Raw genomic sequence first — 24544 nt, 5'->3', positions numbered from 1 at the left:
GGTTAAAAGTTATGAAGTTAATCAATACAGTAGCCGCCGCCGCTCTAATTTTATTCTCTGGTGCAGCACTTGCCGAGCGCGGCTCTGGTGAAGCCAATAAGATCTCCTACCCTGATTCATCAGCGCAACACCAAACCGACGCGAGCACGTTCAGTGCTGCTGAGTTACCAATTAGAAATTCGAAGTAATCAGCAACCTTCCTAAATCAGGAATTTGCTAATGGGTGGGCCTTTTGGTCCACCTTTTTCATCGATGGAAAGAGCGGTATATGAGCACCGATGCCCCCCGCATAGATGCAAATGCTCGCTAGTAATCTCTAGAGACTTGCTGTTAGGTCTTTATTAAGCCCCCGTAAGTTAACTCCAATTCACCACGAAGAAACGTCTCTTGTTGTTCGCCATTCGAACAAAATGTTATTTTCTCGCCTCGTATCCACATCGACGCAGCCGAGACACTCATGAGTAATACCCTACCAGAAGATGCTTTAAAGCCGACGGATCGTGATTTTGTTGCCGCTCTGGCTAGCGGGCTGGAAGTCGTGATGGCGTTTGATGAGACGCACACGCGGATGACGCTCAGCGAAGTCGCCGAGCGCACAGGAATGAACCGCGCGAAAGCACGGCGATTTTTACTGACGCTCCACGCCCTTGGCTATGTACGCAAACAGCAACGCTACTTCGAGCTAACCCCCAAAGTGCTACAGCTGGGCTACTCCTATTTAGCGTCTAATAATTACCGAGGCGTCATTCAGCAGTACCTGGAGGATATTACCCGCCAGTGTGGTGAGTCTTCATCGCTTGGAGTGCTCGATGGTGACGACGTTATCTATCTGGCCCGCTCAGCTGCTCCACACCGCTTAATGGCAATCACGCTTTCCGTCGGCACCCGCCTACCAGCGGCATACACATCCATGGGTAGAGTGCTCCTTGCCCAGTTGCCGGATAGCGAGCTGGATAACTACCTGAGCCAGCTCACCTTAACGCGCTATACCGACAAAACTATTACCGATAGCGCATCACTAAAAGCGGCGATTCAGCAAGCGCGGGAACAGGGTTATGCGATTACCGATCAAGAGTTGGATTCCGGTCTGCGCTCGATTGCTGTACCCGTATTTGATACCCATGGGAAACTGGTCGGCGCGATGAATATCAGTACCAATGCCGCCCGCGTGGATATGCCTACGCTGCTAGAAACTTACCGGCCGTTATTGATGGAAAAAGCACAGCTCATTCGCCAATCGGTGAGTGTGTAGCCAAAATGAATGCTTAAGATGGTTCAGGCTATGGTCAAACGGCAAGTCCTCGTCTTTGGATGTCTGGGAGGGCTTGTCTATTGCCTGTTGACATCAAGACGGTTGCAGAAGAGACCACGACATCAATATGCTAAACGTCGCTACACGCTCTCAATTGTGACTCGATCAAGTAGTCCCCACTACTTAGCCGGCGCCTCTCCTGAACCACCAATATCCACGCATGAGTGACGCCAACGCCACCTTGGAAGCCGGCACAGCTAACCGGTCTCCCTCTCCATCTCGCCACATTGACTAAATAGAATGAAAACACTCCTCTACCAACGGGCGTATTGCCTTTAGTAACACATCATTCCCATCAGCCGTTCTCCACCCTAGCTCAACCGAAAAATGGCCCAACGGTAGCGGACAGGGCAGCACCTTCAGCCCTGTCATGGCAGCAATTGAAGTGGCAGCATGCGCCGGTATGGTGGCAATCGCCGACGTCCCTTTCAGTAAGTAGGGCAAGGCAGCAAAATGCGTTGTGGCAGCGACGACGCGGCGCGACAGTCCCCGTTCTGCCAATACTTCGTCGACGATACCCACAAAACCACCCGATGACACCAGGATATGCTCAGCGGAAACGAAGCCTTCGATATCTAGCACTGCTGTCGCCCAGTGTTCAGGATCCACTACACAGGCGTAACTCGCCTCACCGAGTAGACATCGGCTCAAGCCACTTCTTGCCAATCCTCCTGAGCTAATCGCCAAGTCCAAGTTTCGTCCTGCCAGGGCATCAGCGACCACTTGGCTGTGAGCTTGCCGGAAAACCAGGCGTAAGCCGGGCATTGCGTGCGCCGCACGCTCGATCAGACGTGATCCAATGGCGATTTCAAAGTCATCGGAAAGACCAACTGTCACAGACCGCCCCTCGAAACTGCGTCCTAATGGCGACACCATGGCAAGGCTTTGGCGGATTTTTTGCAGCGCCTCTGAAACAACGAGCTTCAACTGTTGAGCAAGCAGGGTCGGCGCCAGCCCGCGCCCGGTGCGCAGAAACAACGGATCACCATAAACGTCTCTCAAGCGCTTTAATGCCGCACTCACCGCCGATTGGGTCAACCCTAGCCGCGTTGCTGCGCGACTCGCACCGCCCTCTTCATAGAGAGCTTCAAATACCTTGAGTAAGTTCAGGTCCGTTTTTGCGATATCAACTTTATTCATAACAAACAGAAACAAGCCTATCTTCATTAATATCGCTATAGCTTATAGCATTTTTTGTTATCAACTTTTGACGCGTTTTTCCCAAAGGTACCCAGCATGACGCAAACGACCGTTGCCGCTCTCCAAATCGGCTCACTCCCCTCAGGCAAAGCCGCTACACTCGATCTCATCCTCTCCTATGAGTCTGCCATTATTGAAGCGGGTGCCACCTTAGTGGTGTTGCCCGAAGCCGTACTCGGTGGCTATCCCAAAGGGGAGATTTTCGGCACTCGGCTTGGCTACCGGCTGCCCGAGGGCCGTGACGCTTTCGCCGCTTACTTTGCTAACGCAATTGATGTTCCTGGCCCTGAAACAGAAGCTCTTGCTGATCTCTCGGCGCGTACCGGGGCAACCCTCGTGGTAGGCATTATTGAGCGTGATGGCAGCTCGCTCTACTGCTCAGCGCTATTCTTCGACCCTGAACAGGGGCTTATCGGCAAGCATCGCAAGCTGATGCCAACAGGCACAGAACGATTGATTTGGGCTCAAGGTGATGGCTCCACCCTAACCACTGTGAATACCCAAGCAGGGACTGCAGGTGCCGCTATCTGCTGGGAAAATCATATGCCGTTGCTGCGCACCGCTATGTACGCCAAGGGGGTTGAAATATGGTGCGCCCCCACAGTGGATGAACGCGATGTCTGGCAAGCATCCATGCGCCATATCGCCCACGAAGGGCGCTGTTTCGTCGTTAGCGCCTGTCAGATCCAACCCTCTCCCGCCGAGCTTGGCATTGAAGTAGCAGATTGGGACAGCAATCGCCCGCTGATTCGCGGCGGCAGTCTGATCGTTGGCCCGTTAGGAGACGTGCTTGCAGGACCGATGCGCGAACAGGCAGGCTTGCTAACAGCGCAGGTAGATACCGCCCAACTCATTCAGGCACGCTATGACTTTGATGTTGTTGGGCATTACTCCCGCCCTGATGTATTCGAGCTAACCGTCGATGAGCGGCCAAAGCAGGGGGTCGTCTTTAATTGCTAACGGTCTGTGCCACTGGCAGACGTTACGTGGGTAAGATGAACTGCACCTATCCCAGGTAGCGTTAGCCATTAAACGCACCGCCAGGACATATGCGTAGTGACGCTCAGCAACTGACTGCCTAGTGATACTTAACAAATAGTTCGCAGAGTAAGTTTTATAGAGTTCTGAGTAAGTAGTCACTCAGAACTCTATGCTTTGTTACTATTTGCTCGACGGCCCCAGGAAACGCGTTTCACTAACACGCGTTACCGATGGTTCTTCCAGCGATGTAAAGCGCAGCTCAATGGGGTGGCTGGGTTGAGTCAAAACACCCTCATCGGCGCTGAGAGCAACCCGTAAGCGGCGAGTCTCGTTAGCCTCTACGTCAATGGTTTCCATGCCTTGTAAGCGCAGCCCTGGCAAGCCGGATGCCGTTAACACATAGCGGTGAGGATCGGTATCTTGATTGCGCAGCGTTACGTTGTAGTAGTTGACGATGCGTCCACTTTCGGTGCCTTCAAACAACGCTTGGCGATCTCGCGCAATATCAACATCAATGGGTACTCGGGTATTCAAGAAGCCAACGAGTAGCGCCACCATAGAGAGCAACGCCACAGCATAAGCGATCAGTTGAGGGCGCCAGAAACGGGTGCCTTTTCCCTCCAACGCGCGCTCCGTGGTATAGCGTACGAGGCCAAGCGGTTTATTAAGCCGTGCCATGACGCTGTCACAGGCATCAATACACGCGGCGCAGCCAATGCATTCGTACTGCAGCCCATCACGAATATCGATCCCTGTTGGGCATACCTGAACACACAGCTCACAATCGATGCAGTCACCAACACTGGATGTCTTAGCAGCTTTTTGATGATGATTACGGCGAGGCTCACCACGCGCAGCATCATAAGAAACAATCAGTGTATTAGCGTCGAACATTGCCGACTGAAAACGCGCGTAAGGACACATATGGAGGCAGACTTGGTGGCGTAGCCAACCCGCATTCAGGTATGTAAAAACCGTGAAGAAGCCGATCCAAAATAGCGCCCAGGGGTGCGCATTCAAGCTGACAAAGTCCACCACCAACGCTCTAATCGGCGTGAAGTAACCGACAAAGGCGATCCCCGTTGCCAGCGCGATCAGCAACCAAGCCGCATGTTTAGCGGTTTTGCGCCACAGCGTGTCAAAGGTACGTGATGCGTTATCACGACGTATGCGACGGTGCCGTGGCCCTTCCAAGCGATGCTCAAACCAGATAAACAGAAAGGTCCAAACGCTTTGCGGACAGCTATAGCCACACCACACGCGCCCCGCCGCTACCGTGATCAAAAACAAGCCAAAGGCGCACAGCACCAAGATCCAGGTGAGCAAGATAAAGTCTTGTGGATAAAACGTCGCCGCAAAAATATGGAACTCTTGGGCAGCAAGGTCAAACCATACCAGCGGCCGGTCCCCCCAATTAACCCATGGCAAGCCAAAATACAGCGCCATTAACAACCAGTTTGAGTAACGCCGGATGCGTTGAAAGAAGCCGCCAATTTCTCGCACATAAATATGCCCAAGCTTGGATGGCTTATTACTGGGTGGCTTGTTACTAGCAGGCTGATGACGGGAATCATTAGCAGAAGGCGAGTGGTATTCAACCGCTGCCTCAGTGGTTAGGTTTTGCAATGGAATGCGTTGCGTCATACCGATATCCAGAATAGAGGGAGTGGAGGTCATACGGTCGAGGGGCGTCGCCGATTATTAACCACCACTATCCCCACTACGCTGACTAACAAACAGGCGCAGTTTTAGATAAATATTGCGTATCAGTTGCGTCGAAACAGCTTATAAATTCACCTTCTGATATGCTTTTTATTAATGAATTTGAGCCTGTTTTAAATTTCCCACATGCGTCACAGTGGCATTTCCCTCTAGCAGAGAGTTTCACTTGTGCCACTTAAAACTGTGATGGAGTATCCTGGGGCTATCCTCAACGCACCGACGGTTTATCCCATGAAACGTTACGAACAATTTGCCGATGAGATCGCCACGTTGATTCGTCAGGGCGTGCTTGGCCCTGGGGAGCGAATTCCCTCGGTTCGCTAGGCCAGTCGTCACCATGGGATCAGCCCATCCACGGTGTTTCAGGCGTACTACTTACTCGAAAACCGCGGTCTCATCACGGCACGAGCACGCTCAGGCTATTTTGTTCGTGAACATGCTCGGCGCTTGCTGGGCGAGCCACGTGTGACGTTGCAGCCCACTGACCCCGCGGAAGTAGAAGTCAGTGAGCTAGTGTTCTCGGTGCTCGACTCACTGCAGGATGATCGAACGGTGCCTTTTGGGTCAGCTTTCCCAAGCCCTGAGCTTTTCCCGCTTTCTCGGCTGAGCACCAGCATGACACGTGGTCTGCGCGAGCTTTCTCCTCAGCAGGTAGTGGCCGACATGACCACCGGGCATGTCGACCTGTGCCGACAAATCGCCCTGCGCTACATGCTGGGGGGAATTCAGCTTCCAATGGAAGAGCTGGTGATTACCAATGGCGCGATGGAAGCGCTCAACTTAGCCCTGCAGTGCGTGACCCAACCTGGCGATTTGGTGGCGGTTGAGTCCCCGGCGTTTTATGCCAGCCTGCAAGTATTGGAGCGGCTAAAACTGCGTGCAGTGGAGATTCCAGTGCATCCGCGCGAGGGTATCGACCTTGATGTGTTAGCGGAGCGGCTAGCATCGTTACCTATCAAAGCCTGCTGGTTTATGAGTCATCTGCAAAACCCGCTCGGCGCCAGCCTAAGCAATGAGCGTAAGCAGACCCTTTATCAACTATTAAAGCAGCACCAAGTCCCTATGCTAGAGGATGACGTGTATGCCGAGCTTTACTTTGGCAGCACGCCACCTGCCCCAGTGAAGGCGTTTGATGATGAGGGGTTAGTGATTCACTGCAGCTCTTTCTCGAAATGTTTGGCGCCTGGCTATCGCGTTGGCTGGGTAGCCGGGGGGCGCTACGCCGAAGCTATTTCAAGACTGAAGTTAATGACGACTATTTCGCCCTCCATTCCCGCGCAGGCAGCCATTGCCGACTATTTACAGCACGGCGGCTATGACCGTCACTTACGTAAGCTCCGCCACGCTCTGGAAGCCCAACAAGGTAGTATGCTGGCGTCTGCAGACCGCTACTTTCCCACCCAAACGCGTATTACCCGCCCTGATGGCGGCTACTTTTTATGGGTAGAGTTTCCTGAAAAAGTTGACTCACTACGCTTATTTAACATGGCGCTCGACCACGGTGTTAGCTTAGCGCCAGGCCCCATTTTTTCTGCAACCCAGCAGTTCCGACACTGTGTACGCTTAAGCTATGGCCACCCGTGGACAGCACGCAGCGAGCGGGGCATGACCCTGGGGCAGTTATTAACTCTTTTTTAACCCCCTTGTTTTAATCCTCCCTATTTTAACAGCCCTGTTTTAACAACTCGATTCTAGTAGACCGGTCACAACTTATTGCCGCCATGTTGCTTACCTCGTGGCGCTCTCAATCAACTGATATGGTTGTTTAATAAAAATCTGAGTCTGTTATGAAATACAGCAGACAATAGACTACTCCGATGAAGCCACACAGCGGCTATACCGGCCCGCTATTGAGTTAAAGAGGGTGGCTGTCACCGGAGGAAGCACCATGTTCGGAATTGAGGCCGTTGACCTGGCCAGAATTCAGTTTGCCTTTACGATTTCCTTTCACATTATCTTTCCTGCCATCACCATCGGGCTAGCCAGCTACTTAGCGGTATTAGAGGGTCTCTGGCTTAAAACCCAACGGGATACCTATCGCCTTCTTTACCATTTCTGGTCAAAAATATTCGCCGTTAATTTTGCGATGGGGGTGGTATCCGGCATTGTGATGGCGTACCAGTTTGGGACCCACTGGAGCGGATTTTCCGCCTTTGCAGGCAGCATCACAGGGCCCTTGCTCACCTATGAAGTGCTTACCGCCTTCTTCCTTGAAGCCGGGTTTTTAGGCGTAATGCTATTTGGCTGGGAACGTGTCGGCCGAGGCTTACACTTTTTCGCTACCTGTATGGTTGCACTCGGCACCATCGTGTCGATGTTTTGGATTCTCTCCTCCAATAGTTGGATGCAGACACCTCAAGGGCACGAAATTGTTAATGGCGCGGTGATTCCAGTTGACTGGATGAAGATTGTCTTTAACCCCTCGTTCCCCTATCGACTTGCCCATATGGCCCTAGCCGCCTTTTTGAGTACAGCCTTATTCGTCGCTGCCTCCAGCGCTTGGCTGCTGCTACGGGGTAAGCAGTCTGCCGAGGTACGGACGATGCTTTCCATGGCACTCATTATGCTGGCAATCACCGCTCCGCTACAGGCTGTGGTGGGAGACTTTCATGGCCTCAATACGCTTAAACATCAGCCTGCCAAAATCGCCGCTATCGAAGGGCATTGGGATAACAGCAGCGGCGAGCCCACCCCACTCATTCTATTCGGCTGGCCCGATATGGCGCGCGAAGAAACCCGTTTCAAACTGGAGATCCCTGTGCTGGGAAGCCTGCTGTTAAAACATAGTTTGACCGAGCAGGTGCCCGCCCTTAAAGAGTTCGCCCCACAAGACAGACCCAATTCGACCATCGTGTTTTGGAGCTTTCGCTTGATGGTGGGGTTGGGCGTATTAATGATTTTGCTTGCCATCGTGGGCAACATCCTGCGCCTCAAAGGTCAACTTTATGGCTCCCATAAATTTCTTATCTGCACCCTATGCATGGGGCCAGCAGGTCTGGTGGCACTGCTAGCGGGCTGGTTTACCACAGAAGTAGGCCGACAACCCTGGGTAGTTTACGGGTTATTAAGAACCACCGATGCAGCATCAGCGCACAGTGCTGTTCACCTCAGCATTAGCTTAACTATTTTTGTGGTGGTGTATCTGGCGGTTTTTGGCACCGGCGTTGTGTACATGATGCACTTGGTAAACAAAGGCCCAAGCGAGCCCTCCACACCTACGCTAGGCGGCCCGGGCCATCATCGCACGCCAGCTCGCCCTCTCTCGGCGGCCAATGAAACGCTGAGCACAACTCACTAATTAGAACGGGGTGCACTATGGGAATTGATCTATCACTCGCCTGGGCCATTATCATTCTGTTTGGGTTGATGATGTATGTAGTCATGGATGGGTTTGACTTGGGCATTGGCTTGCTCTTTCTGCATGTTCATAACGAGCAAGACCGAGACATTATGATGAACACCGTTGCGCCGGTGTGGGACGGTAACGAAACGTGGTTGGTGCTAGGCGGAGCAGGGTTGTTTGCTGCGTTCCCCCTCGCCTACGCAGTCGTGTTGGAAGCGCTGGCTATTCCGCTGATCGTGATGCTGCTAGGGCTGATTTTTCGCGGCGTCGCCTTTGAGTTTCGCTTCAAGGCCTCCCCCGAGCGACGGCATGTATGGGATAAAGCTTTCATTGGCGGCTCGCTGCTGGCAACGGCAGCCCAGGGCATTGCATTGGGTGCTTATATTCAAGGTATCGCTTTCGACGGCACTCACTACAGCGGAGGAGCGCTGGATTGGCTAACGCCATTCTCGCTATTTTGCGGTATCGGCTTGCTGTTTGCTTATGCTCTGCTTGGCAGCACTTGGCTGATTATGAAAACTGAAGGGCTCTTGCAACAACGGATGTACCAGATCACCAAACCGTTAATCATCGGGCTACTCATTATGATCGCCCTGATAAGCGTATGGACACCGCTGGCCTATCCAAACATTGCGTCACGCTGGTTTTCGTTACCCAACCTACTGTGGTTCTTACCGGTGCCGCTATTAGTAGCTATCACCGGCTGGTGGCTGTGGCGTGCCATTACTTATCAGCGCAACGCGCTTCCCTTTATTTTGGTACTGGGGCTGGTTTTTCTAGGCTATAGCGGTTTGGGCATTAGCTTGTGGCCAACCATTATTCCGCCGAATGCATCTATCTGGCAGGTTGCCGCTCCGCCCCAAAGTCAAGGCTTTGCCTTAGTGGGAACACTGTTTATTTTACCAATTATTTTGATGTACACCGCATGGAGCTACTACGTCTTCCGCGGCAAGGTGAAGCCGGGTGATGCCTACCATTGAACAAGCTGATGTTGATCAACGTACTGGTATTAAGGAACGTACAGGAGCAATGCAATGAAATCACTCGCTAAGCGTTTAGGCTGGTTAATGACCCTTTGGTTGTCGAGTGTTGGTGTTCTGTTACTGCTTTCACTGGGAATTAAGCTCATGATGGGGCTAGTGGGCTTAACCAGCTAAACGACTGACTTTGTCTGGTCAACGTATTAGGCATGGGGTCATAGGTTATGAATGCTCTATGGCAACGTGCCTGCCACTGAACAATATTCACCGCTGTACAAAATCCGACGTTGTTGATGCCGCCGAAAAATCGCGCAGCTCCCTTACTCTTTCACGCCTCCAACTCCCCACTCGCCTTCATCAAGACCAAAGTATAAGAATTACAATTATCAAAAATTGATAACTTTTTTTTCCTTTGCTTATTTTACTGCGTATCGTTTATCAAAATTTGAGGTAATTTCGATGGGGCCATCCGACCGCATGCTGGCGCTGCTGTGCTGCCTAGCCAATCAAGGAGAAGCAATGACGGTGAAGTCGCTGGCCGAGCTAACCGCTCAGCCAGTCTCGACTGCATACCGCCACCTGCGCCAACTTTTGGCCTGGGGCCTAGTCAGCGAGCGCGAGGGTGGCACCTATGCGCCAGGCCCTCAGGCGGTGCGTCTGCACCAAGGTTTCGAACACCACAACGAACTGCTTCGCTGGGCTCGCCCGGTGCTGATCGAGTTGACTGAGACCACCCAGGAGAGCTCAGCGCTGCTGATAGCAGTACGTGACCACGCCCTCTGCGTAGAGATGATCGATAGCCCACAGCCGCTGCGCTGCTGCTACCACCGGGGCCAAGTGCAACCGTTACTCAAGGGTGCCAGCGCTCGGGCGCTGTTGGCCTGGATGAGCGAAGAAGAGCGTCAAATGGCACTGATGCTTCGCTCGGCGGCGGAGCGGGACGATGCCCTGATCGGCCTTGAGGCTATTCGCCAGCAGGGCGTAGCGATCAGTCTGGGCGAAATAGATCAAGGGGTGTGGGGCGCCAGCGCGCCAGTGTTCAACGGCCGCAGTCGCCTTAAGGCTGTGATCAGTGTGATGGCCCCCAGCGCCCGGGCTCAAGACCGAGCCGAGGCCCTGAGCGAGGCCACGCGCCTCAGTGCACAACGATTAGGAGAACTCCTGCAGTGACACAAGCAGATAATGAGGCGGCGCTGATGGCGCCCTGGCAAGGCCGGGTCGATAACACGGAGACAGGTGACGCACGGCGCTGGCATCAGGTGATGCGTCCGGTTTCTCAGGCCAAGGCGCCGGGGCGCGCTTTGTTAGGTTTTTGCTCTGATGCTGGCGTCGCCCGCAACCAAGGACGGACGGGGGCCAGTGAAGGCCCCCTGGCGCTGCGTCGCCAGCTAGCTAACCAGGCTTATCACCTAACGGCACCGCTGTATGATGCCGGCGATGTGGTCTGCCAAGGCGACAACCTAGAGAGCGCCCAGCAAGCCTTCGCCGGGCAGGTGTCCGAACTGCTCGAACAGGGGCATCGGGTTATCGGCTTAGGCGGCGGCCACGAGATCGCCTTCGCTAGCTTTTCGGGGCTGCTAGCTCACGCCCAACGTCAGGCGACGATGCCGCGCCTAGGCATTCTCAACCTGGATGCTCATCTTGACCTACGCCAGGCCGAGCGCGCCAGCTCCGGCACGCCCTTTCGGCAGTGCGCCGAGCTGTGCCAAGAGGCGGGCATCGACTTCCACTACACCTGCCTTGGCGTGAGTCGTGGCGGCAATACACCAGCGCTTTTCGCCCGCGCCGAGTCGCTGGGAGTGGAGTGGGTGCTCGACGAGCAGTGTCGCTCGCTGGACAGCCCCGCGATGAAAGCCGCTCTGGAGCGGCTGCTGACACAGGTCGACTGGCTCTACCTCACCATCTGCTTAGACGCCTTACCAGCCTGGATTGCCCCGGGCGTCAGCGCCCCTTCCGCCCGGGGCATCGAGCTGTCCCTGGTTGAGGATGTCATTGATCATCTAGCCGCACGCGTTGCGCTGCCAGTAGTGGACGTAGCCGAGTTCAATCCAAGCCTGGATATAGACGCGCGAACGGCCCGTGTGGCGGCCCGTCTGGTCGAGCGCCTGGCGCGCTAACCAACGATTAACCGGTCGTCAACGGCCACCCCTACCCGACCGCCCTGAGCGGCACACAACAACTCATGGAGCATCAACATGCACTTTACTCTGGATGCCGTGTCCACCACGGCACTGGCGCTGATATTGCTTGCATTTGGCGCCGGGCTTAAGCGCCGGCTCAACTGGCTGGAACACTTCTGCGTCCCTACCCCAGTGATCGGCGGTTTCGGCTTCGCCCTGCTGGCCTGGCTGCTGCGCGATCTTGGCTTGGTTACCTTCGAGCCTTGACACGGCGATGCAGAGTCCATTGATGATCGCCTTCTTCACCACCGTGGGCCTGGGTGGAAGCCTGGCGCTGCTCAAGAAGGGCGGTAAGGCGCTGGGCATCTATCTAGTGGCCTGCTGGCTGCTGGCGCTGATGCAGAACGGCGTGGGCATTGGCATGGCCAGCCTGCTTGGCCTCGACCCGCTGATCGGCCTGATGGCCGGAGCCACCTCCTTAGAGGGCGGCTTTGGCGCAGCAGCGGCCTTTGGCCCTGAGGCGGAAGCCCTGGGTGCCCAGGGTGCCACTACTGCCGCCATTGCCTCTGCCACCTTCGGCATGATTGTCGGCGGTGTGATCGGCGCGCCCATCGCCCGCTGGATCATCGATCGTCGGCAGATTCCGGTTGTCGCCGAGGACGTGCATGATCTGGAGAAACTGCAAGCCGAGGAGCGCCCCACCCAAGCGCCCATCGACAGCCGTACCCTGCTGCGCGTGCTGGCCGTTGTAGTACCGATCATGGTACTGGGAGTGTGGTTCAAAGAGGCCCTGTCAACTCACCTAGGGGTCATCCTGCCGAGTTATGTGGGCGCCATGTTTGTCGCCATCCTGCTACGCAATCTTAATGATCGCTTCCACTGGGTCAGCATGCCAGACAACGCCCTCGCCACCCTGGGCGACGTAGCCTTGGGCGTCTTCCTGACCATGGCAATGATGAATCTTAAGATCTGGCAGCTCCAGGAGATGGGCGGCTCACTGCTGTTAATCCTGCTGGTGCAGACCTTGGCCATCGTCTTCCTGGCCGTGGTGGTGCTGTTCCGTCTGCTGGGCCGCAACTACGACGCCGCAGTGCTTACCGCGGGCTTTATTGGCCACGGTCTAGGCGCTACTCCCAATGCGGTGGCGAATATGAGCGCGGTGTGCGAGCACTATCGTGTGGTGTCGCATAAGGCCTTCATTATCGTCCCGCTGTGCGGCGCCGTGCTGATCGATATTGTCGCCATCCCCGCCATTACCTGGTGTCTGAACGCCTTCGCCTGATCAATGTTCGTCCGACAACGCTAGCCTCTGGATTCAGCTGGCGTTGTCGTTTTTGTCGCCGATGCCGCGAAGGTACTCATTACCTCTAGCCACACCTCTGCTACCGGTGAAGGCAAACCCTCGCGGCAAATTGCGCTCCCCAGGCACCTGCTCCAACTCCTCCATGGCTTTCGACCGTATAACGCCAATCAGAAACGCATTAGGACACGTTATCCTCTTTAGTAACGGGCTCTTCGATGGGCTCGCCATTCTCATCCAGCAATTGGTGATCATATGCTGCTTGAAGCCCCGTCTCTTCAGCAGCGGACTGCTCCTCTTGCAGTGGTTCTTCTTCAACTGATTCTTCCACCAAGTCTGCCCAGTAATCAATGTGGCCAGGATAAGCTGGCGATATAATCGCCACCACAATACCAACGACAGAAAATAGCGAAAATGCGTAGGCATAACCAAAGCCGTCCACCAGCATACCAACAACCGGCGATCCTACTGCCTGCCCAAGCGCACAGGCCATAAAAGGCAAGACTGGCCCCATGGAAAGCCGCCCCGGCAATAGCCGAATCCCCGTCATCAGATACAGTCCCGTTAAGCTCATGTAAGCAAGTCCAAACACCATGGCGGAAAATATCGCCAATGCTAACTGGCCTGGACTGGCAGCAAGCAACACCAAGCTTGAAGACAACATCATTAACATTAATGCCTGCGTAATAGGAGGGTTATTACGGTCAGCCAAATCACTCACTACGGCACCTCCAAGCCCAGCAAGTCCTACGGCAAACCAAAGCCAACCAGTTTGATTAGGAGGCAACCCACCAAGGGTAACGGCCAAATCAGGCGCAAAAAGCCAGAACGGCGAAGACACAAACCCCATAGCGAAAGCAAAGAGTGATAGCCGGGTAAGGCGCGACCACTGTAGCCGCGTGATTGGCGGTGGCGGCGCCGCATTCGCTGGCACAACCCGAGAGACCGAAGGAATAAAGTACCAGGCAGCAATGACCCCTAAGCCTGCCAAAACAGCAAAGCTAGTGTAGGTAAAGCGCCACGCATCGGCCAGGAAAACGACCGTCGGCACTGCTACGATAATGCCAATACTGGTGCCAGCATTCATGATAGAGCTAACGCGGCCATGCATTGTTCGGATCACCAGCGCCTGCATAGCAGCCGTCAGAGCGGGCATCATCAAGCCGGTACAAATGCCGCAGACAAAAACACCTACGCCGAGCGATAAGGCGCCAGAAGACTGGCTGATAAAGACAAGGCCAGCCACACCAAATCCACCTGACAACACCGCTAAATTACGCGCACCGAGCCGATCGGCTGCAAGCGGTGCGAACAACGTCGCCAAGACAAAACTAATAAACGGCAGCGCCCCAATAATGCCAATCAAGTACGCTGTCAGTTCTAGCTCGGCGCTAATGGAAGGCACAAATAAACCAAACGCAAAGCGCGCAAGTCCATAGCTAATCGCTACCAGCGCTGCACCAAATAGGGCGAACCCCATGTTCGACAAGGTTTTCATACCGAGCACTCCACGGCCGTGTGTGTCTTGTGCATCAAGCTGATCTATCAACTGCGCCACCAATAGCTTACTTCGCTGGGTGATTGCAATCTCCGGCTGTGTGGCTGCCGCAAAGAGGTATGATTTAGTCGATACGCAGAATGCTTAAGTTAAAAATAAGCATTAAAAGAAGGTGACACTGAAAGTTTCACCGCTAGCTGCCAAGGGCGTTGATAACATCGCTAAGAAGTCACTTCGGTTGTATCAACCCATCACCGTTGCTTTGAAAGCAACAAATTTGTCATTAAAACGACTCTTTTCTACCCGCCAAGTCGCTTAGCTTACAAAAAGCCGAATAAAGGCACCGACAACAGTAGGGATAGGAAATGTTTTCAGATAAACAAGTTAGTGAAGCCACTGCTTTGCGGCATCGGCTACACCAGCAGCCCGAGCTTAAATTCCAGGAAAATAACACCGCCGCGCTGGTCGCGGAGCGGCTAAGAGCGCTTGGCTATCGCGTTACCGAAGGTATTGCCACTACAGGCGTTATGGCTGAGCTAGCGACCGGTCACGAAGGCCCAGTGATTGCCTTTCGCGCCGATATGGATGCGTTACCCATCAAGGAAGCCAACACATTTGAGCATCGCTCCCAACGGCAAGGTTTGATGCATGCCTGTGGTCACGATGGGCATACCGCCACGCTTTTGTTGGCTGCCGAGGCCATCATGGCGCTGCGTGACGAGCTGTGTGGACACATTAAACTGCTATTTCAGCCTGGCGAGGAAGGTGGCAATGGTGCCGACATCATGGTCAAGGCAGGGGTATTGGAAAACCCCAAGGTGGACGCGATATTTGGCTACCACAACCGCCCTGGTTTCCCAACAGGCCAACTGTTTGTTAAACCCGGGCCGGCTATGGGCGGTAACGACACTTATAAAATCACTATCGAAGGTATTTCCGGCCATGCCGCCATGCCGCACTTGGCGGTAGATCCTATTTATGTCGGGGCATCGCTGGTACAGCAGTTGCAAGGGTTAGTGGGCCGCCACAAATCGCCGCTGGAAGCAGGCGTGATCACTGTAGCTGCTTTCCATGCGGGCGATGCCGCAAATGTGATTCCTGGCCAAGCCGAGCTGCTAGTGAATATCCGCAGCGACCGCCCCTCTTCACGCGAAGCGCTTGCAGGCAAGCTTAAGCAGGTAACCGCTGGCGTATGCGCAGCCCACAGTGCGCAGTTTCATCTGGAACACCTACACCAGGTGCCCCCCCTGGTTAACGACCCTGCGTGGTCAGAACGTGTGTTAGCGGTTGCCAACAAGCACGGAATAAGCCACGACATTCAGCAGCTGGACTATATGCCCACTATGGGTGCCGAAGATTTCGCGTTCTACCTGCAGGAAGTACCGGGGTGTTTCTTCTTTGTCGGTAATGGCGATAGCGCCTATCTGCACAACGAGCACTACGACTTTAACGATGCTGTTCTGCCGGTCGCAGGCGGGATGTTTGTGGCGCTGGCAAAAGAGCTGTTAGCACGAGCGTAATTCTCTGCAGGCCTCTCATTATTACGATTAAAAAAATAACGTTAAGTAAAAAGGATTAATACGATGCAAGGTGTTCTTTCATCTATTGAGCGTGTGGGTAATAAGCTCCCACACCCGTTTATTCTCTTTGTCATTTTGGCTGGCGTAGTTGTGGTCGTCTCAGCCCTGCTTGCCGCACTCGGCGTTTCAGCGGTTAACCCGCAAACCGACGCAGTGGTGCAGGTACGCAGTCTACTCTCGGCTGATGGCATTGAGTTTATGCTGACCAGCGTGGTCAGTAACTTCGTTAACTTCCCTCCCCTCGGCCTTATTTTGGTGGTGATGTTTGGCATTGGTTTGGCCGATAAAGTGGGCTTAATGTCGACCTTGATGCAGGTGAGCGTGGCGAAAGCACCACCCGCTCTGCTCACTTTCTGCGTTTTTATGGCGGGTATTTGCGGCAGTATTGCCTCCGATGCCAACTACCTGATCCTGATCCCGCTAGCCGCCATGGTGTACTACTCGGTGGGCCGTCACCCAATCGCCGGTGCAGCTGCCGCCTACGCAGCGGCAGGCGCCGGGTTTGATGCCAGCCTGTTCATTACCGTCGGGGATGCGCTGTTTGCTGGCATAACCACGGAGGCCGCACGCTTGGTAGACCCAGACGCCTACGTCTCACCTGTTGATAACTACTACTTTGTGGCCTGCTCAGTGTTTGTGCTGGCAATTGTTGGCACGTTAGTCATCGATAAGATCGTAGAGCCGAGGCTGCAACGCACCCTACCGATAAGCAAAGACTTTAAAACTGACATTATAAAACCGGCATTAACCGACGCAGAAAAGCGCGGCCTAAAGCGGGTAGGTATTGCCACACTGATTTACCTAGCGCTGATCTTAATTGCCGTGGTGCCCGAGGCATCACCACTGCGCAATGAAGAGGGCGGCTTGATCCCCTCGCCCTTTTTGCGCTCACTCGTGCCACTGATGTTTGGCTACTTCGTCACTATTGGCTTGGTATACGGCATCACCACCGACAAGATCACCAGCAGCCGTGATGTACCACAACGCATGGCGGAGTCTGCCAGTGACTTAGCACCTACCCTAGTACTGTTCTTTGCCATTTCGCAGTTTATTGCTTATTTCCGCTGGTCAGAATTGGGGCAATTTATTGCTATTGAAGGCTCCAATATTCTGCAAAGCACCGGATTTACCGGGCTACCGCTAGTAGGCGCGTTTATTGCGATGAGCGCAGTGCTGAACGTCTTTATGACCAGCGGCTCCGCTCAGTGGGCATTAATGGCCCCGGTATTCGTGCCGATGCTGATGATGATCGACTTCGATCCAGCTTTTGTATTGGCAATGTTCCGCATAGGCGATTCCAGCACGAACATCATCTCCCCTATGAGCCCATATTTTTCGGTAGCACTGGTGTATATGCAGCGCTATAAGCCAGATATGGGGCTAGGCACGTTGATAGCCACCATGCTGCCGTTAGCCATAGGCTTTTTGCTCGCCTGGTCAGCGTTTTTGATGTTCTGGCTGGCCATGGGCTGGCCAATTGGCCCAGGCGTATACATGATGGCTAACTGATACTTCAGTACGTCACTGCATCGCCATCATTAACTTCCACAAATAGTCGGCAGCGGGCGAAAGCCTTCTGCCGACTCTACGCACCAAATTGCCTTGGCTACTAGCGGCCATAGGGTGGTCAATGGGAATCGCCTTCAGCAAACCAGCGTTTACTTCGCTGCGTGCAGCAGCAGCCGTCATAAACGACACGCCAATCCCCGCACATGCCAACCTTCGAGACACCGAATGCAGGTTGCAACGATAGGCAGGCGTAGCCAACTGCCCGGCAGCACCAAATAGCGCATTCACGAACTGCTGCGAGCCCGAGGCATCCGGTAAAAAAATCAATTTGTGCTGTAATAACTCCGTGACCGACACGCTATCTTGGCGGGCAAGCCGGTGGGATGGTGCTACCAGCGCGCACAACGGCCCCCGCTCAAAAGAGTGCACTACTAACCGTGGGTCTGAAATGGGGCCGTAGGTAATAGCAATATCCACCTCGTCGCTGGCCACCATCTCATGGGGTTCTCGGGGGTAATAAATCCCTGTTTTAATCTCGATCAGCACGTCGGGATAATGCTCGGAAACACGGCGCATCACGTGGTTGATAAAGCTATCCACAAAGCCATCACCTACCGAGACTACCACCTTCCCCGACTGTAAATTGCGTAACCGAGACAGCGTATCTCCCAGCTCTGAATTCAACCGCCGCTGAGCAAGAAATCCTTCCACTACCAATTGGCCTGCTTCGGTCAACGTCACATGCCGCCCTTGACGCTCCAACAACGCCATGCCCAATTCTCTCTCCAACCCACGTACTTGGCGGCTTACCACAGAGGGATTGATATGCAGATGCTCCGCCGCCGCACGAATGCCACCGCAACTGCTTACCTCAAATAAGTAAAACGCACGTTTATCCAGTAGGGTCATGGTGATCTCGTGTGAATAACCTCGTGCCGATGAGCTCGCACACCAGCTTTTTCAAACCAATAGCAACAAAATGCCCCTATCTAAGGCAGCTTGCTCCCATCTTTTTTATGCTACTTTCGAAATATAAATAATGTGATTTTATAGTGGCAGACCATGCGTGCCTATCTAAGCCAGAACGTGTGCCCTAAAACCTTATTGAGTCAAAAAATCACCCACACGCTCACATAAAGACATGGAACATGGACACAAAGAGTAGAATGAAAATTACTCTGAATGCGATAGGAGCATGCATCGTTGCAAATAGCTGAGATAACACCCTCTGAGGTGCCAATGGAGCTACTTCTTTTAGCGGATCCCTGCGAAGAAGCCATCAAAAGCTACCTATATCAATCAAGATGCTTCATCGCCTGTGCCAAGGGTTCGGTAGTTGGAGTTTGTGTTATCAAGCCGATTTCTGAGGGAGCACTGGAATTGATGAACATTGCCGTTTCACCATCGGTTCAACAGAACGGTGTTGGTACACAACTTCTCAGGCATGTTATCGAAAAAGTAAAGGCATCTGGTGCGCAACGCTTAGAGGTAGGAACGGGTACATTCGGCTATCAACTGACCTTCTACCAACGGCAGGGCTTTAGGGTTAATTGTATTGATAAAGATTTTTTCTTGAAGAACTACCCTGAGCCTATCATTGAAAATGGAATTCAGCACAAAGATATGCTTAGACTAAGCCTGGAATTTTAGCCCCCTCATAAGATAACGGTTAATAACTCAGCATATTCTCTTTAGACTACTCTATAAACAAACGCGAAAACCCCGCACACGGCGGGGTTTTTAAGCTTACCGACTTAGCCGGTAGCTAATATCTCGGTAGGGAGTTTATTCCACAACCTTGATATTAGAAGCTTGAAGGCCTTTTTGGCCCTGAGTGACGTCAAAAGAAACCTTCTGACCGTCTTGCAGGGATTTAAAGCCTTCTGCTTGAATTTCGGAGAAGTGTGCGAACAGATCGTCGCCGCTAACTTCAGGAGAAATAAAGCCGAAGCCTTTAGTGTCGTTAAACCACTTTACGGTACCAGTTGCCATGATCGAAATCCTCGATTTAGCGAAATTAATGCCGGGGAAATACCCGAGTTACAGAGGGTAGAACAAGAGACTTTCACCAGGCTCAACGCTAAAATGCTTCGATACTGCTGACAACGTTCGACTTGCTAACCAACTGCAATCAGTCTGCGCTTCTATATTACTTACGTCAACAGCTAATACCAAAAAGAGCTAAATAAGGTAACAACAGCCTCTATATTGAGGTGTTTATCCTGAACATAAAATAAAGCTTAATCATATATTGAGGATTTAAAACATTCATTACAGCAACTTACAAACTTATTGGCTGGCATATAGCCAGCCATTCTTTTAAAACAATTTTAAAAAATCTTCTTCAAACGCTTAAATCGCACATCAGCATGGCTTTTCCCGCTTCTTCGTCAGTAATCAACTGCGCCTGATAGGGGCCGCTGTCATGGTTCACCAAGGAATAATCAACGCTTGAAAGCCTTTCCTGCACTTCGTCAATAGGCGCTGAAAACTCAACCAAAAGCACGCTAATGCCGTTTGAGTTTCCAAGATAAAAAACGAAGCTTTCAACTGGCAGGCCGTAGTACTCACCGTTTTTTGCTGCTAAACGGTAGCCGCTATAATCTCGGTTGCGCTCAAAGAAATCTATTTCTCCAAGAACTTCTTTATAAACAGTCGGCAGAACAATCTCGTTAACCTCCGGGTAGAGAGAGCCATCTGGGTAAGTCACCAGATTACGGCGTAGTTCGCTCCACTCCTCAGATTGGGCACAACCGTCTTCCCACGACGCAAGTAAGGGCGTCCAATCTACTGTTGAGCCTGACGCAGCAGTTCCATAGAAAAGCGCGCAGCCGAAAACTGCGGCAAACACTGGCTTATAGGTGCGTTTCATCTAGTTCCCTTTTTAATTTATATTTAATCGAACAAGCTGGCAGGCACGGCATCGGGGGCTCCTAGCTCAAGCCATTGCGTATGTTTTTCTGTGTAGAAATTACGTAATTTATCTCCATGCCACCAATGATCAACAGCACGATTTCCTAAATCAAAGGTGATCGCACCCGCCGCTTCAGCTACGGATAACACGGAGTTTTTTGAAACGCCACAGCGCCTCCCAGCTAAACTTGTATACTCCTGGCTCAAATTTGCATCAACAGAAGTAACTTGGGGTTGGCCACCGGATACAATCCAAGCTTTTCCATGTTCACCGTAAACGCTTCCACCAAAACGTACAAACAGATCAGCGAAGTGCAGGTACTTTGTTTCAGCGTCACAAGAAGCCGTGTGAATATTAATTCCCGCACTTCTGGCTAAGCGCTCCATCAGCTCTTCGTTGCCGCTATCAATCACCGTAAAGTAACTAATGAACTCCATAGGATCGACAGGCTCAGCACGAAAGCTATTGAGCAGGATTTGCTGCGTCCTTTCATCACCTCTTAGGACGGCATCATAAAAGCCCATATATAGTGTCGAGAAGGGCATTTCGATTCTAAATGGCGGCTCACCTTGGCTGACTTGCATTGGGCGACACTCACTATCGAGTAAGCGCAGATTGTCACCGATCACTTCCCTCGCCCTTGGCGTCAGGTTTAAAAATGTTGCCACGGTTAACTGCAAAGGCTCAGACGTGCCTGCCTGCCGTTGATCGATATAGTCAGCAAATGAATAGAGCCGCTCATCGTCTTGGCAAGCAACCTGGGCGAATGCACTGGCGGGCAGTGAAAACAGCGATATTACCCCGGCGGTAAATAGGGCCTTAAAATACATTTACTGGCACTCCTGTGGCTTTATAGTGACGCGGCGACTGACATTAAAATAGGGGTTGATGGGGTCTTCAATGGTGGTTGATTCAGCCAATTGATAGCCATCTCCCTCTTGCTGAACGGCTGGCCGCCAACTGCCCCGGCTTGAAATACCTTCTTCTCGGTAAAAGGCTTCAACCATTTCCCAGGCAATGTTTTTATCAACCACAATGTTGGCATTAGGCTCGGCCTGCTCACCTTGGCACTCGTTGGTATTTTCAACGTAGATACCCTGGCTAAACACATTGTCGTATATCAACCAAAACGCGTTTTCTTCCATCACGTTGCCTAAGCTGCCGACAAACATGCGCGCGACTTGTTGAATAGTGTCAACGTTCTGGCCTAATAACCGATAGTGGTCGCCATCTAATAGATAAAACGCCCAGAACCAACGCGCATCAATCGCCGCTGCTTTGGTACCGCGCAAAAATTCCATGTGCGCACTTAACTCTGGTGTTTGCCTTAACTTAGAAAGCAAGATGTCGAGATGCTCTTCAAAGGGCAGTACCGGATGGCCAATTAGCTCCCCATCAAAGTAATAGACAGGGTTACATTCCATGCTCGCGATCACCATATTGCGCGCTAACAGCGTTTGAACGTTCTCCCCGGCAAATAGAAAAGTACGTAACGTCACCTGGAGAGGGTCCATATCGTCGCCATTGGCTAACGCCTGCAAAGTTCCTCGAGGGTCTTCCTGCAAACGAATATCATCGCCATACTGGCAACCATATTGAGCACTTTCTTGGGCAATGTAATATTGCCACGCTTGCTTTTGCTCTTCCGTTAATGCTGATTGTGCGAAGGATTCGACCACCAAATCGTTAGCATGCGCAGCAGAGAATGTTGTTACCCCTACCGCGATGGCTCCCGCCCATTTCAGCGCTTTTTTCATGATCATTCGTGGTTCCTTGTCACTATCACGTCTAGTGTTTGGCCTGCCGTGCTGGCTGGCAGTTGTCTCGCCCCAAAAACGCCATAGCGTAAGTCGTGAGTTTGTGAAAAGGTGAATACGCCTGTATTGGTGTGGCTCTGATGAACCACTAGCCAGTCTCCCTTGGTCAGAACGCCCTGAATGCCTTCCAACGCTGCTTCCGATAGCGTTAAGGCTTGAGGACGATAGCCGACACCCCTGGCGCGCTCACGCAGGCGCTGAACGTCTGCCAAGCTCATACGACGAAGCTGGCTATCCCCTTCTGCTTGGGGCTCTCCATACTCAGGCCCGAAATAAGCAAGGCCATACTGACGTTCATGCCGCGCAAAACAGCTAAGTACCTGTGGCGTACTGGCGGCAGCGGTAAACCGATGGCCCCCTAGCACATCAGCAATTTGGTCGGCCTCACGACGTACTGCATGACAATTAACTTCGCCCAAGAGCGTAGGTTGGAAATGCACCCATAACGCGATGCCATCTTCATTTCGCTGGATAACACGAGCAAAATCAGTTGCAAGAGGAATACTAACGGGGCGTTTCGCAATCGCGTCGCTACCACAGTCGCCATGCCTGGCGGCTCGCCACTGAAGACTATTTACTCGACTAATATCCATCGCTCTTGAGAAATTGGTAAGGCAGGTACCTTCGCCAGTGATCACCGGAGAACGATGGATCGCCCAGTTGCCGTCACTGAGCTGCTGGACATCAATAAGTGCCGCGTGATGGGGCATGTTTTCATGCAGTGTGGCTAGTTGGCTTTCTAGCGGCGTTGAGACGTCTAGATGCATCACACCTAACGGCCTCTCGTTCTCTGGCAAAGCCACATGAGTGCTGTTTTCTTCGGCGGCAGAGGGAGAATAGGGAGAGAGAGAATAAGGAGAAGCCGATAACTCAACTGGCCTTTCTACCGCAGCTTGTTCAACAGAGCCAGATGTTGTTGCTTCACTTTCCTGGTTATCACTTTCAAGACGCTCTATCGCGTTGGAATGCCCGCTTACCAATGGAGGCGCAAGGTAAGCAGCGAAGCGCCCTAACGAATAGATCACCGGCTGAGTGTGGATTACCCAGGTGGCAAATAACGCGCCCCCCGTAGTCATTGAGCGCTGAAATTCTTCGTTAAAATAACGGTACGTTGGAGTTTGCGTCACCGCCGCACTACTCAACATAGGCACCGTTACAATAATCACCAACCCACCCACTTTGATCGCGTGGGGTAACCAGCGATGTCTGGAACCCATGAGAACAGGAATACTTGCGGCCAAACCAATCGCATTCACTAACGCAAAAAACAGTGAAAAGCCCATCGCAATCGGTGGCACAATAAGTGCTCGAACGTACTGTTTACCCTCTTCTTCTCTAGGCTGACCATTCGCGAGCAGTTGAGCGTCATCATATAACCGCTGACGCTCCGCTTCGGCATACGCTAAATAGTGCGGTAACAGCACCTGGTCTCTGAACTGCTCTGGCGTCAGGTCTAACGTGATGACCATCTGCTCATCACGCGGTTGTAACGCCTCGTGTAGTTGATCCTGAATTGGCTGAGAGGCAATAAAGGCGTCGGCATTCAAATCAAGTGGTAGCGATGCACCTAAATGTTGCTGCATGGACTGATCTGCTTGCTCGCCTATCTCGTGAGACTGCTCTGCAATAATCGCCTCAAGAAATCCCTCCCGGTCATTCGCGCGCCAATCACTGGGTAGCTCAATACCCTGCGCCAGCATTGCTTGCCTTACCTGAGCAGCAACGTCATCACTCGCCACGAAGTGTTCGTAAGAAGCAGGCGCACCTAAAACGGTGGCTAGCTTCCCATTCAAATGCTCGTAAGAGAGGTCTTCACAGCGCTGAACGGTTCGCTGCTCAGTAACGAAACGATTGCCACGACGGACATTTTGGGTCACTACTTCGGGGGCATAGCACCAATCTGTAGGGGCAATATAGTGCCCTAAATTGTCGACTACTTCTTTACGATAAATCTCTTCAACTCGAACAACACATTCATTTCTAAAACGGCCACTTTCACACTGCTGTCGGGCATTAAAATAGGTTGCCAAACTGCGCTGTAGGGTCAGCACCTGGCGAGTGAAAGCCTCTTCGCTTCCTTCTACTTGGTTATTTCGCCATTGGCTTAACAGGTCTTCTTGCACATCTAGCCACGCTTGCTCAGCGTAGCTGGAGATCTCTTGCTGGGCCGCCCAATAATTATCCGAAATCGTTTTATACGCGTCCCATGCACCACGAGTAGACTCTTGTAAGTGAATCCGCATAAGTTATGGTGTATAAAGCGAGGCT

Annotated in this window: 22 protein-coding genes and 1 pseudogene; 14 read left to right on the top strand and 9 right to left on the bottom strand. The window is 52.7% G+C overall.

Features of this window, described 5'->3' with window-relative positions; genetic code table 11:
- Nucleotides 1–11: 11 nt before the first annotated feature.
- Both INT21_RS07670 and INT21_RS07665 read left to right on the top strand, forming a co-directional pair.
- Nucleotides 12–188, top strand: coding sequence for a hypothetical protein (locus INT21_RS07670; RefSeq protein WP_193059691.1), 177 nt, complete (start codon nt 12–14; stop codon nt 186–188).
- A 269-nt stretch (nt 189–457) separates the two neighbouring features.
- Nucleotides 458–1252 (top strand): IclR family transcriptional regulator domain-containing protein, encoded by a 795-nt coding sequence (locus tag INT21_RS07665; protein WP_193059690.1) that lies wholly within the window; start codon nt 458–460, stop codon nt 1250–1252.
- Between the two features lie 291 nt (nt 1253–1543).
- Here INT21_RS07665 and INT21_RS07660 read toward each other — a convergent pair whose 3' ends face one another.
- Nucleotides 1544–2479 carry a LysR family transcriptional regulator gene (locus INT21_RS07660; protein ID WP_226912355.1) on the bottom strand — a complete coding sequence of 312 codons (936 nt, stop codon included), beginning with the start codon at nt 2477–2479 and terminating at the stop codon, nt 1544–1546.
- Nucleotides 2480–2548: 69 nt separating this feature from the next.
- Between INT21_RS07660 and INT21_RS07655 the strand changes: the two genes are divergently transcribed.
- On the top strand, nt 2549–3472 hold the full coding sequence (locus tag INT21_RS07655; protein ID WP_193059689.1) for a carbon-nitrogen hydrolase family protein: 924 nt from the start codon (nt 2549–2551) through the stop codon (nt 3470–3472).
- A 201-nt stretch (nt 3473–3673) separates the two neighbouring features.
- Here the strand turns inward: INT21_RS07655 and ccoG are convergent, their stop codons facing one another.
- Entirely contained in the window at nt 3674–5137 is a 1464-nt protein-coding gene (gene ccoG, locus INT21_RS07650) for a cytochrome c oxidase accessory protein CcoG (protein WP_193059688.1), read from the bottom strand.
- Between the two features lie 309 nt (nt 5138–5446).
- Between ccoG and mapR the strand changes: the two are divergent.
- The 8 genes and pseudogenes from mapR (at nt 5447) to INT21_RS07615 (ending at nt 12940) form a co-directional block, all read left to right on the top strand.
- Nucleotides 5447–6853 (top strand): annotated as a pseudogene (gene mapR / locus INT21_RS07645) (GntR family transcriptional regulator MpaR).
- A gap of 250 nt (nt 6854–7103) precedes the next feature.
- The gene (locus INT21_RS07640) at nt 7104–8513 is read left to right on the top strand and encodes a cytochrome ubiquinol oxidase subunit I (protein WP_193067621.1); all 1410 of its coding nucleotides are present in this window, start codon (nt 7104–7106) and stop codon (nt 8511–8513) included.
- A 17-nt stretch (nt 8514–8530) separates the two neighbouring features.
- A complete protein-coding gene (cydB, locus tag INT21_RS07635; RefSeq protein WP_146944482.1) occupies nt 8531–9538 on the top strand; it encodes a cytochrome d ubiquinol oxidase subunit II in 1008 nt (335 codons plus the stop codon).
- A 54-nt stretch (nt 9539–9592) separates the two neighbouring features.
- Complete coding sequence (locus tag INT21_RS07630; RefSeq protein WP_089040505.1) at nt 9593–9715, top strand: DUF2474 family protein; 123 nt, start codon at nt 9593–9595, stop codon at nt 9713–9715.
- 282 nt (nt 9716–9997) lie between these two features.
- The gene (locus INT21_RS07625) at nt 9998–10708 is read left to right on the top strand and encodes an IclR family transcriptional regulator (protein WP_146944484.1); all 711 of its coding nucleotides are present in this window, start codon (nt 9998–10000) and stop codon (nt 10706–10708) included.
- The gene (gene hutG / locus INT21_RS07620; protein WP_319022010.1) at nt 10705–11655 is read left to right on the top strand and encodes a formimidoylglutamase; all 951 of its coding nucleotides are present in this window, start codon (nt 10705–10707) and stop codon (nt 11653–11655) included. Before INT21_RS07625 ends, hutG begins: the two co-directional genes overlap by 4 nt.
- Before the next feature lie 78 nt (nt 11656–11733).
- Nucleotides 11734–11925 carry a sodium/glutamate symporter gene (locus tag INT21_RS20565; protein ID WP_264298801.1) on the top strand — a complete coding sequence of 64 codons (192 nt, stop codon included), beginning with the start codon at nt 11734–11736 and terminating at the stop codon, nt 11923–11925.
- A 22-nt stretch (nt 11926–11947) separates the two neighbouring features.
- Complete coding sequence (locus tag INT21_RS07615) at nt 11948–12940, top strand: sodium/glutamate symporter (protein ID WP_264299075.1); 993 nt, start codon at nt 11948–11950, stop codon at nt 12938–12940.
- Between the two features lie 199 nt (nt 12941–13139).
- Here the strand turns inward: INT21_RS07615 and INT21_RS07610 are convergent, their stop codons facing one another.
- The gene (locus tag INT21_RS07610; RefSeq protein ID WP_193059686.1) at nt 13140–14456 is read right to left on the bottom strand and encodes an MFS transporter; all 1317 of its coding nucleotides are present in this window, start codon (nt 14454–14456) and stop codon (nt 13140–13142) included.
- Nucleotides 14457–14821: 365 nt separating this feature from the next.
- On the opposite strand from INT21_RS07610, the gene INT21_RS07605 reads away from it, so the two are divergent.
- Complete coding sequence (locus tag INT21_RS07605; RefSeq protein ID WP_193059685.1) at nt 14822–15976, top strand: M20 metallopeptidase family protein; 1155 nt, start codon at nt 14822–14824, stop codon at nt 15974–15976.
- A gap of 63 nt (nt 15977–16039) precedes the next feature.
- On the top strand, nt 16040–17545 hold the full coding sequence (locus tag INT21_RS07600; protein WP_095603603.1) for an AbgT family transporter: 1506 nt from the start codon (nt 16040–16042) through the stop codon (nt 17543–17545).
- Between the two features lie 12 nt (nt 17546–17557).
- On the opposite strand, the gene INT21_RS07595 is transcribed toward INT21_RS07600, so the two are convergent.
- Complete coding sequence (locus tag INT21_RS07595; RefSeq protein ID WP_038478990.1) at nt 17558–18454, bottom strand: LysR family transcriptional regulator; 897 nt, start codon at nt 18452–18454, stop codon at nt 17558–17560.
- Nucleotides 18455–18784: 330 nt separating this feature from the next.
- On the opposite strand from INT21_RS07595, the gene INT21_RS07590 reads away from it, so the two are divergent.
- The gene (locus INT21_RS07590; protein WP_038486363.1) at nt 18785–19195 is read left to right on the top strand and encodes a GNAT family N-acetyltransferase; all 411 of its coding nucleotides are present in this window, start codon (nt 18785–18787) and stop codon (nt 19193–19195) included.
- Nucleotides 19196–19330: 135 nt separating this feature from the next.
- On the opposite strand, the gene INT21_RS07585 is transcribed toward INT21_RS07590, so the two are convergent.
- The 5 genes from INT21_RS07585 to INT21_RS07565 form a co-directional block, all read right to left on the bottom strand.
- A complete protein-coding gene (locus INT21_RS07585) occupies nt 19331–19537 on the bottom strand; it encodes a cold-shock protein (RefSeq protein WP_038478993.1) in 207 nt (68 codons plus the stop codon).
- Between the two features lie 352 nt (nt 19538–19889).
- A complete protein-coding gene (locus tag INT21_RS07580; protein WP_193061203.1) occupies nt 19890–20417 on the bottom strand; it encodes a hypothetical protein in 528 nt (175 codons plus the stop codon).
- Between the two features lie 23 nt (nt 20418–20440).
- Nucleotides 20441–21289 (bottom strand): hypothetical protein, encoded by an 849-nt coding sequence (locus INT21_RS07575; RefSeq protein WP_193061202.1) that lies wholly within the window; start codon nt 21287–21289, stop codon nt 20441–20443.
- The gene (locus tag INT21_RS07570; protein ID WP_193061200.1) at nt 21290–22222 is read right to left on the bottom strand and encodes a hypothetical protein; all 933 of its coding nucleotides are present in this window, start codon (nt 22220–22222) and stop codon (nt 21290–21292) included. It abuts the gene before it with no gap.
- The gene (locus INT21_RS07565) at nt 22219–24519 is read right to left on the bottom strand and encodes a DUF1761 domain-containing protein (protein WP_193067622.1); all 2301 of its coding nucleotides are present in this window, start codon (nt 24517–24519) and stop codon (nt 22219–22221) included. The genes INT21_RS07570 and INT21_RS07565 overlap by 4 nt, the downstream gene beginning before the upstream one ends.
- Between the last annotated feature and the right edge of the window lie 25 nt (nt 24520–24544).

This window comes from Halomonas sp. 3F2F, assembly GCF_014897805.1.
Classification (GTDB): Bacteria; Pseudomonadota; Gammaproteobacteria; order Pseudomonadales; family Halomonadaceae; genus Vreelandella.
Note: the sequence above shows the minus strand (reverse complement) of the source record. Positions and strands in the feature narration are given on the sequence as shown.

What these genes read in the sequence shown, in the direction of transcription:
- INT21_RS07670 (WP_193059691.1), top strand. Translation starts at nt 12, where the DNA reads ATGAAGTTAATCAATACAGTAGCCGCCGCCGCTCTAATTTTATTCTCT.
- INT21_RS07665 (WP_193059690.1), top strand. Translation starts at nt 458, where the DNA reads ATGAGTAATACCCTACCAGAAGATGCTTTAAAGCCGACGGATCGTGAT.
- INT21_RS07660 (WP_226912355.1), bottom strand. Translation starts at nt 2,479, where the DNA reads ATGAAGATAGGCTTGTTTCTGTTTGTTATGAATAAAGTTGATATCGCA.
- INT21_RS07655 (WP_193059689.1), top strand. Translation starts at nt 2,549, where the DNA reads ATGACGCAAACGACCGTTGCCGCTCTCCAAATCGGCTCACTCCCCTCA.
- ccoG (WP_193059688.1), bottom strand. Translation starts at nt 5,137, where the DNA reads ATGACGCAACGCATTCCATTGCAAAACCTAACCACTGAGGCAGCGGTT.
- INT21_RS07640 (WP_193067621.1), top strand. Translation starts at nt 7,104, where the DNA reads ATGTTCGGAATTGAGGCCGTTGACCTGGCCAGAATTCAGTTTGCCTTT.
- cydB (WP_146944482.1), top strand. Translation starts at nt 8,531, where the DNA reads ATGGGAATTGATCTATCACTCGCCTGGGCCATTATCATTCTGTTTGGG.
- INT21_RS07630 (WP_089040505.1), top strand. Translation starts at nt 9,593, where the DNA reads ATGAAATCACTCGCTAAGCGTTTAGGCTGGTTAATGACCCTTTGGTTG.
- INT21_RS07625 (WP_146944484.1), top strand. Translation starts at nt 9,998, where the DNA reads ATGGGGCCATCCGACCGCATGCTGGCGCTGCTGTGCTGCCTAGCCAAT.
- INT21_RS20565 (WP_264298801.1), top strand. Translation starts at nt 11,734, where the DNA reads ATGCACTTTACTCTGGATGCCGTGTCCACCACGGCACTGGCGCTGATA.
- INT21_RS07615 (WP_264299075.1), top strand. Translation starts at nt 11,948, where the DNA reads ATGATCGCCTTCTTCACCACCGTGGGCCTGGGTGGAAGCCTGGCGCTG.
- INT21_RS07610 (WP_193059686.1), bottom strand. Translation starts at nt 14,456, where the DNA reads ATGAAAACCTTGTCGAACATGGGGTTCGCCCTATTTGGTGCAGCGCTG.
- INT21_RS07605 (WP_193059685.1), top strand. Translation starts at nt 14,822, where the DNA reads ATGTTTTCAGATAAACAAGTTAGTGAAGCCACTGCTTTGCGGCATCGG.
- INT21_RS07600 (WP_095603603.1), top strand. Translation starts at nt 16,040, where the DNA reads ATGCAAGGTGTTCTTTCATCTATTGAGCGTGTGGGTAATAAGCTCCCA.
- INT21_RS07595 (WP_038478990.1), bottom strand. Translation starts at nt 18,454, where the DNA reads ATGACCCTACTGGATAAACGTGCGTTTTACTTATTTGAGGTAAGCAGT.
- INT21_RS07590 (WP_038486363.1), top strand. Translation starts at nt 18,785, where the DNA reads ATGGAGCTACTTCTTTTAGCGGATCCCTGCGAAGAAGCCATCAAAAGC.
- INT21_RS07585 (WP_038478993.1), bottom strand. Translation starts at nt 19,537, where the DNA reads ATGGCAACTGGTACCGTAAAGTGGTTTAACGACACTAAAGGCTTCGGC.
- INT21_RS07580 (WP_193061203.1), bottom strand. Translation starts at nt 20,417, where the DNA reads ATGAAACGCACCTATAAGCCAGTGTTTGCCGCAGTTTTCGGCTGCGCG.
- INT21_RS07575 (WP_193061202.1), bottom strand. Translation starts at nt 21,289, where the DNA reads ATGTATTTTAAGGCCCTATTTACCGCCGGGGTAATATCGCTGTTTTCA.
- INT21_RS07570 (WP_193061200.1), bottom strand. Translation starts at nt 22,222, where the DNA reads ATGATCATGAAAAAAGCGCTGAAATGGGCGGGAGCCATCGCGGTAGGG.
- INT21_RS07565 (WP_193067622.1), bottom strand. Translation starts at nt 24,519, where the DNA reads ATGCGGATTCACTTACAAGAGTCTACTCGTGGTGCATGGGACGCGTAT.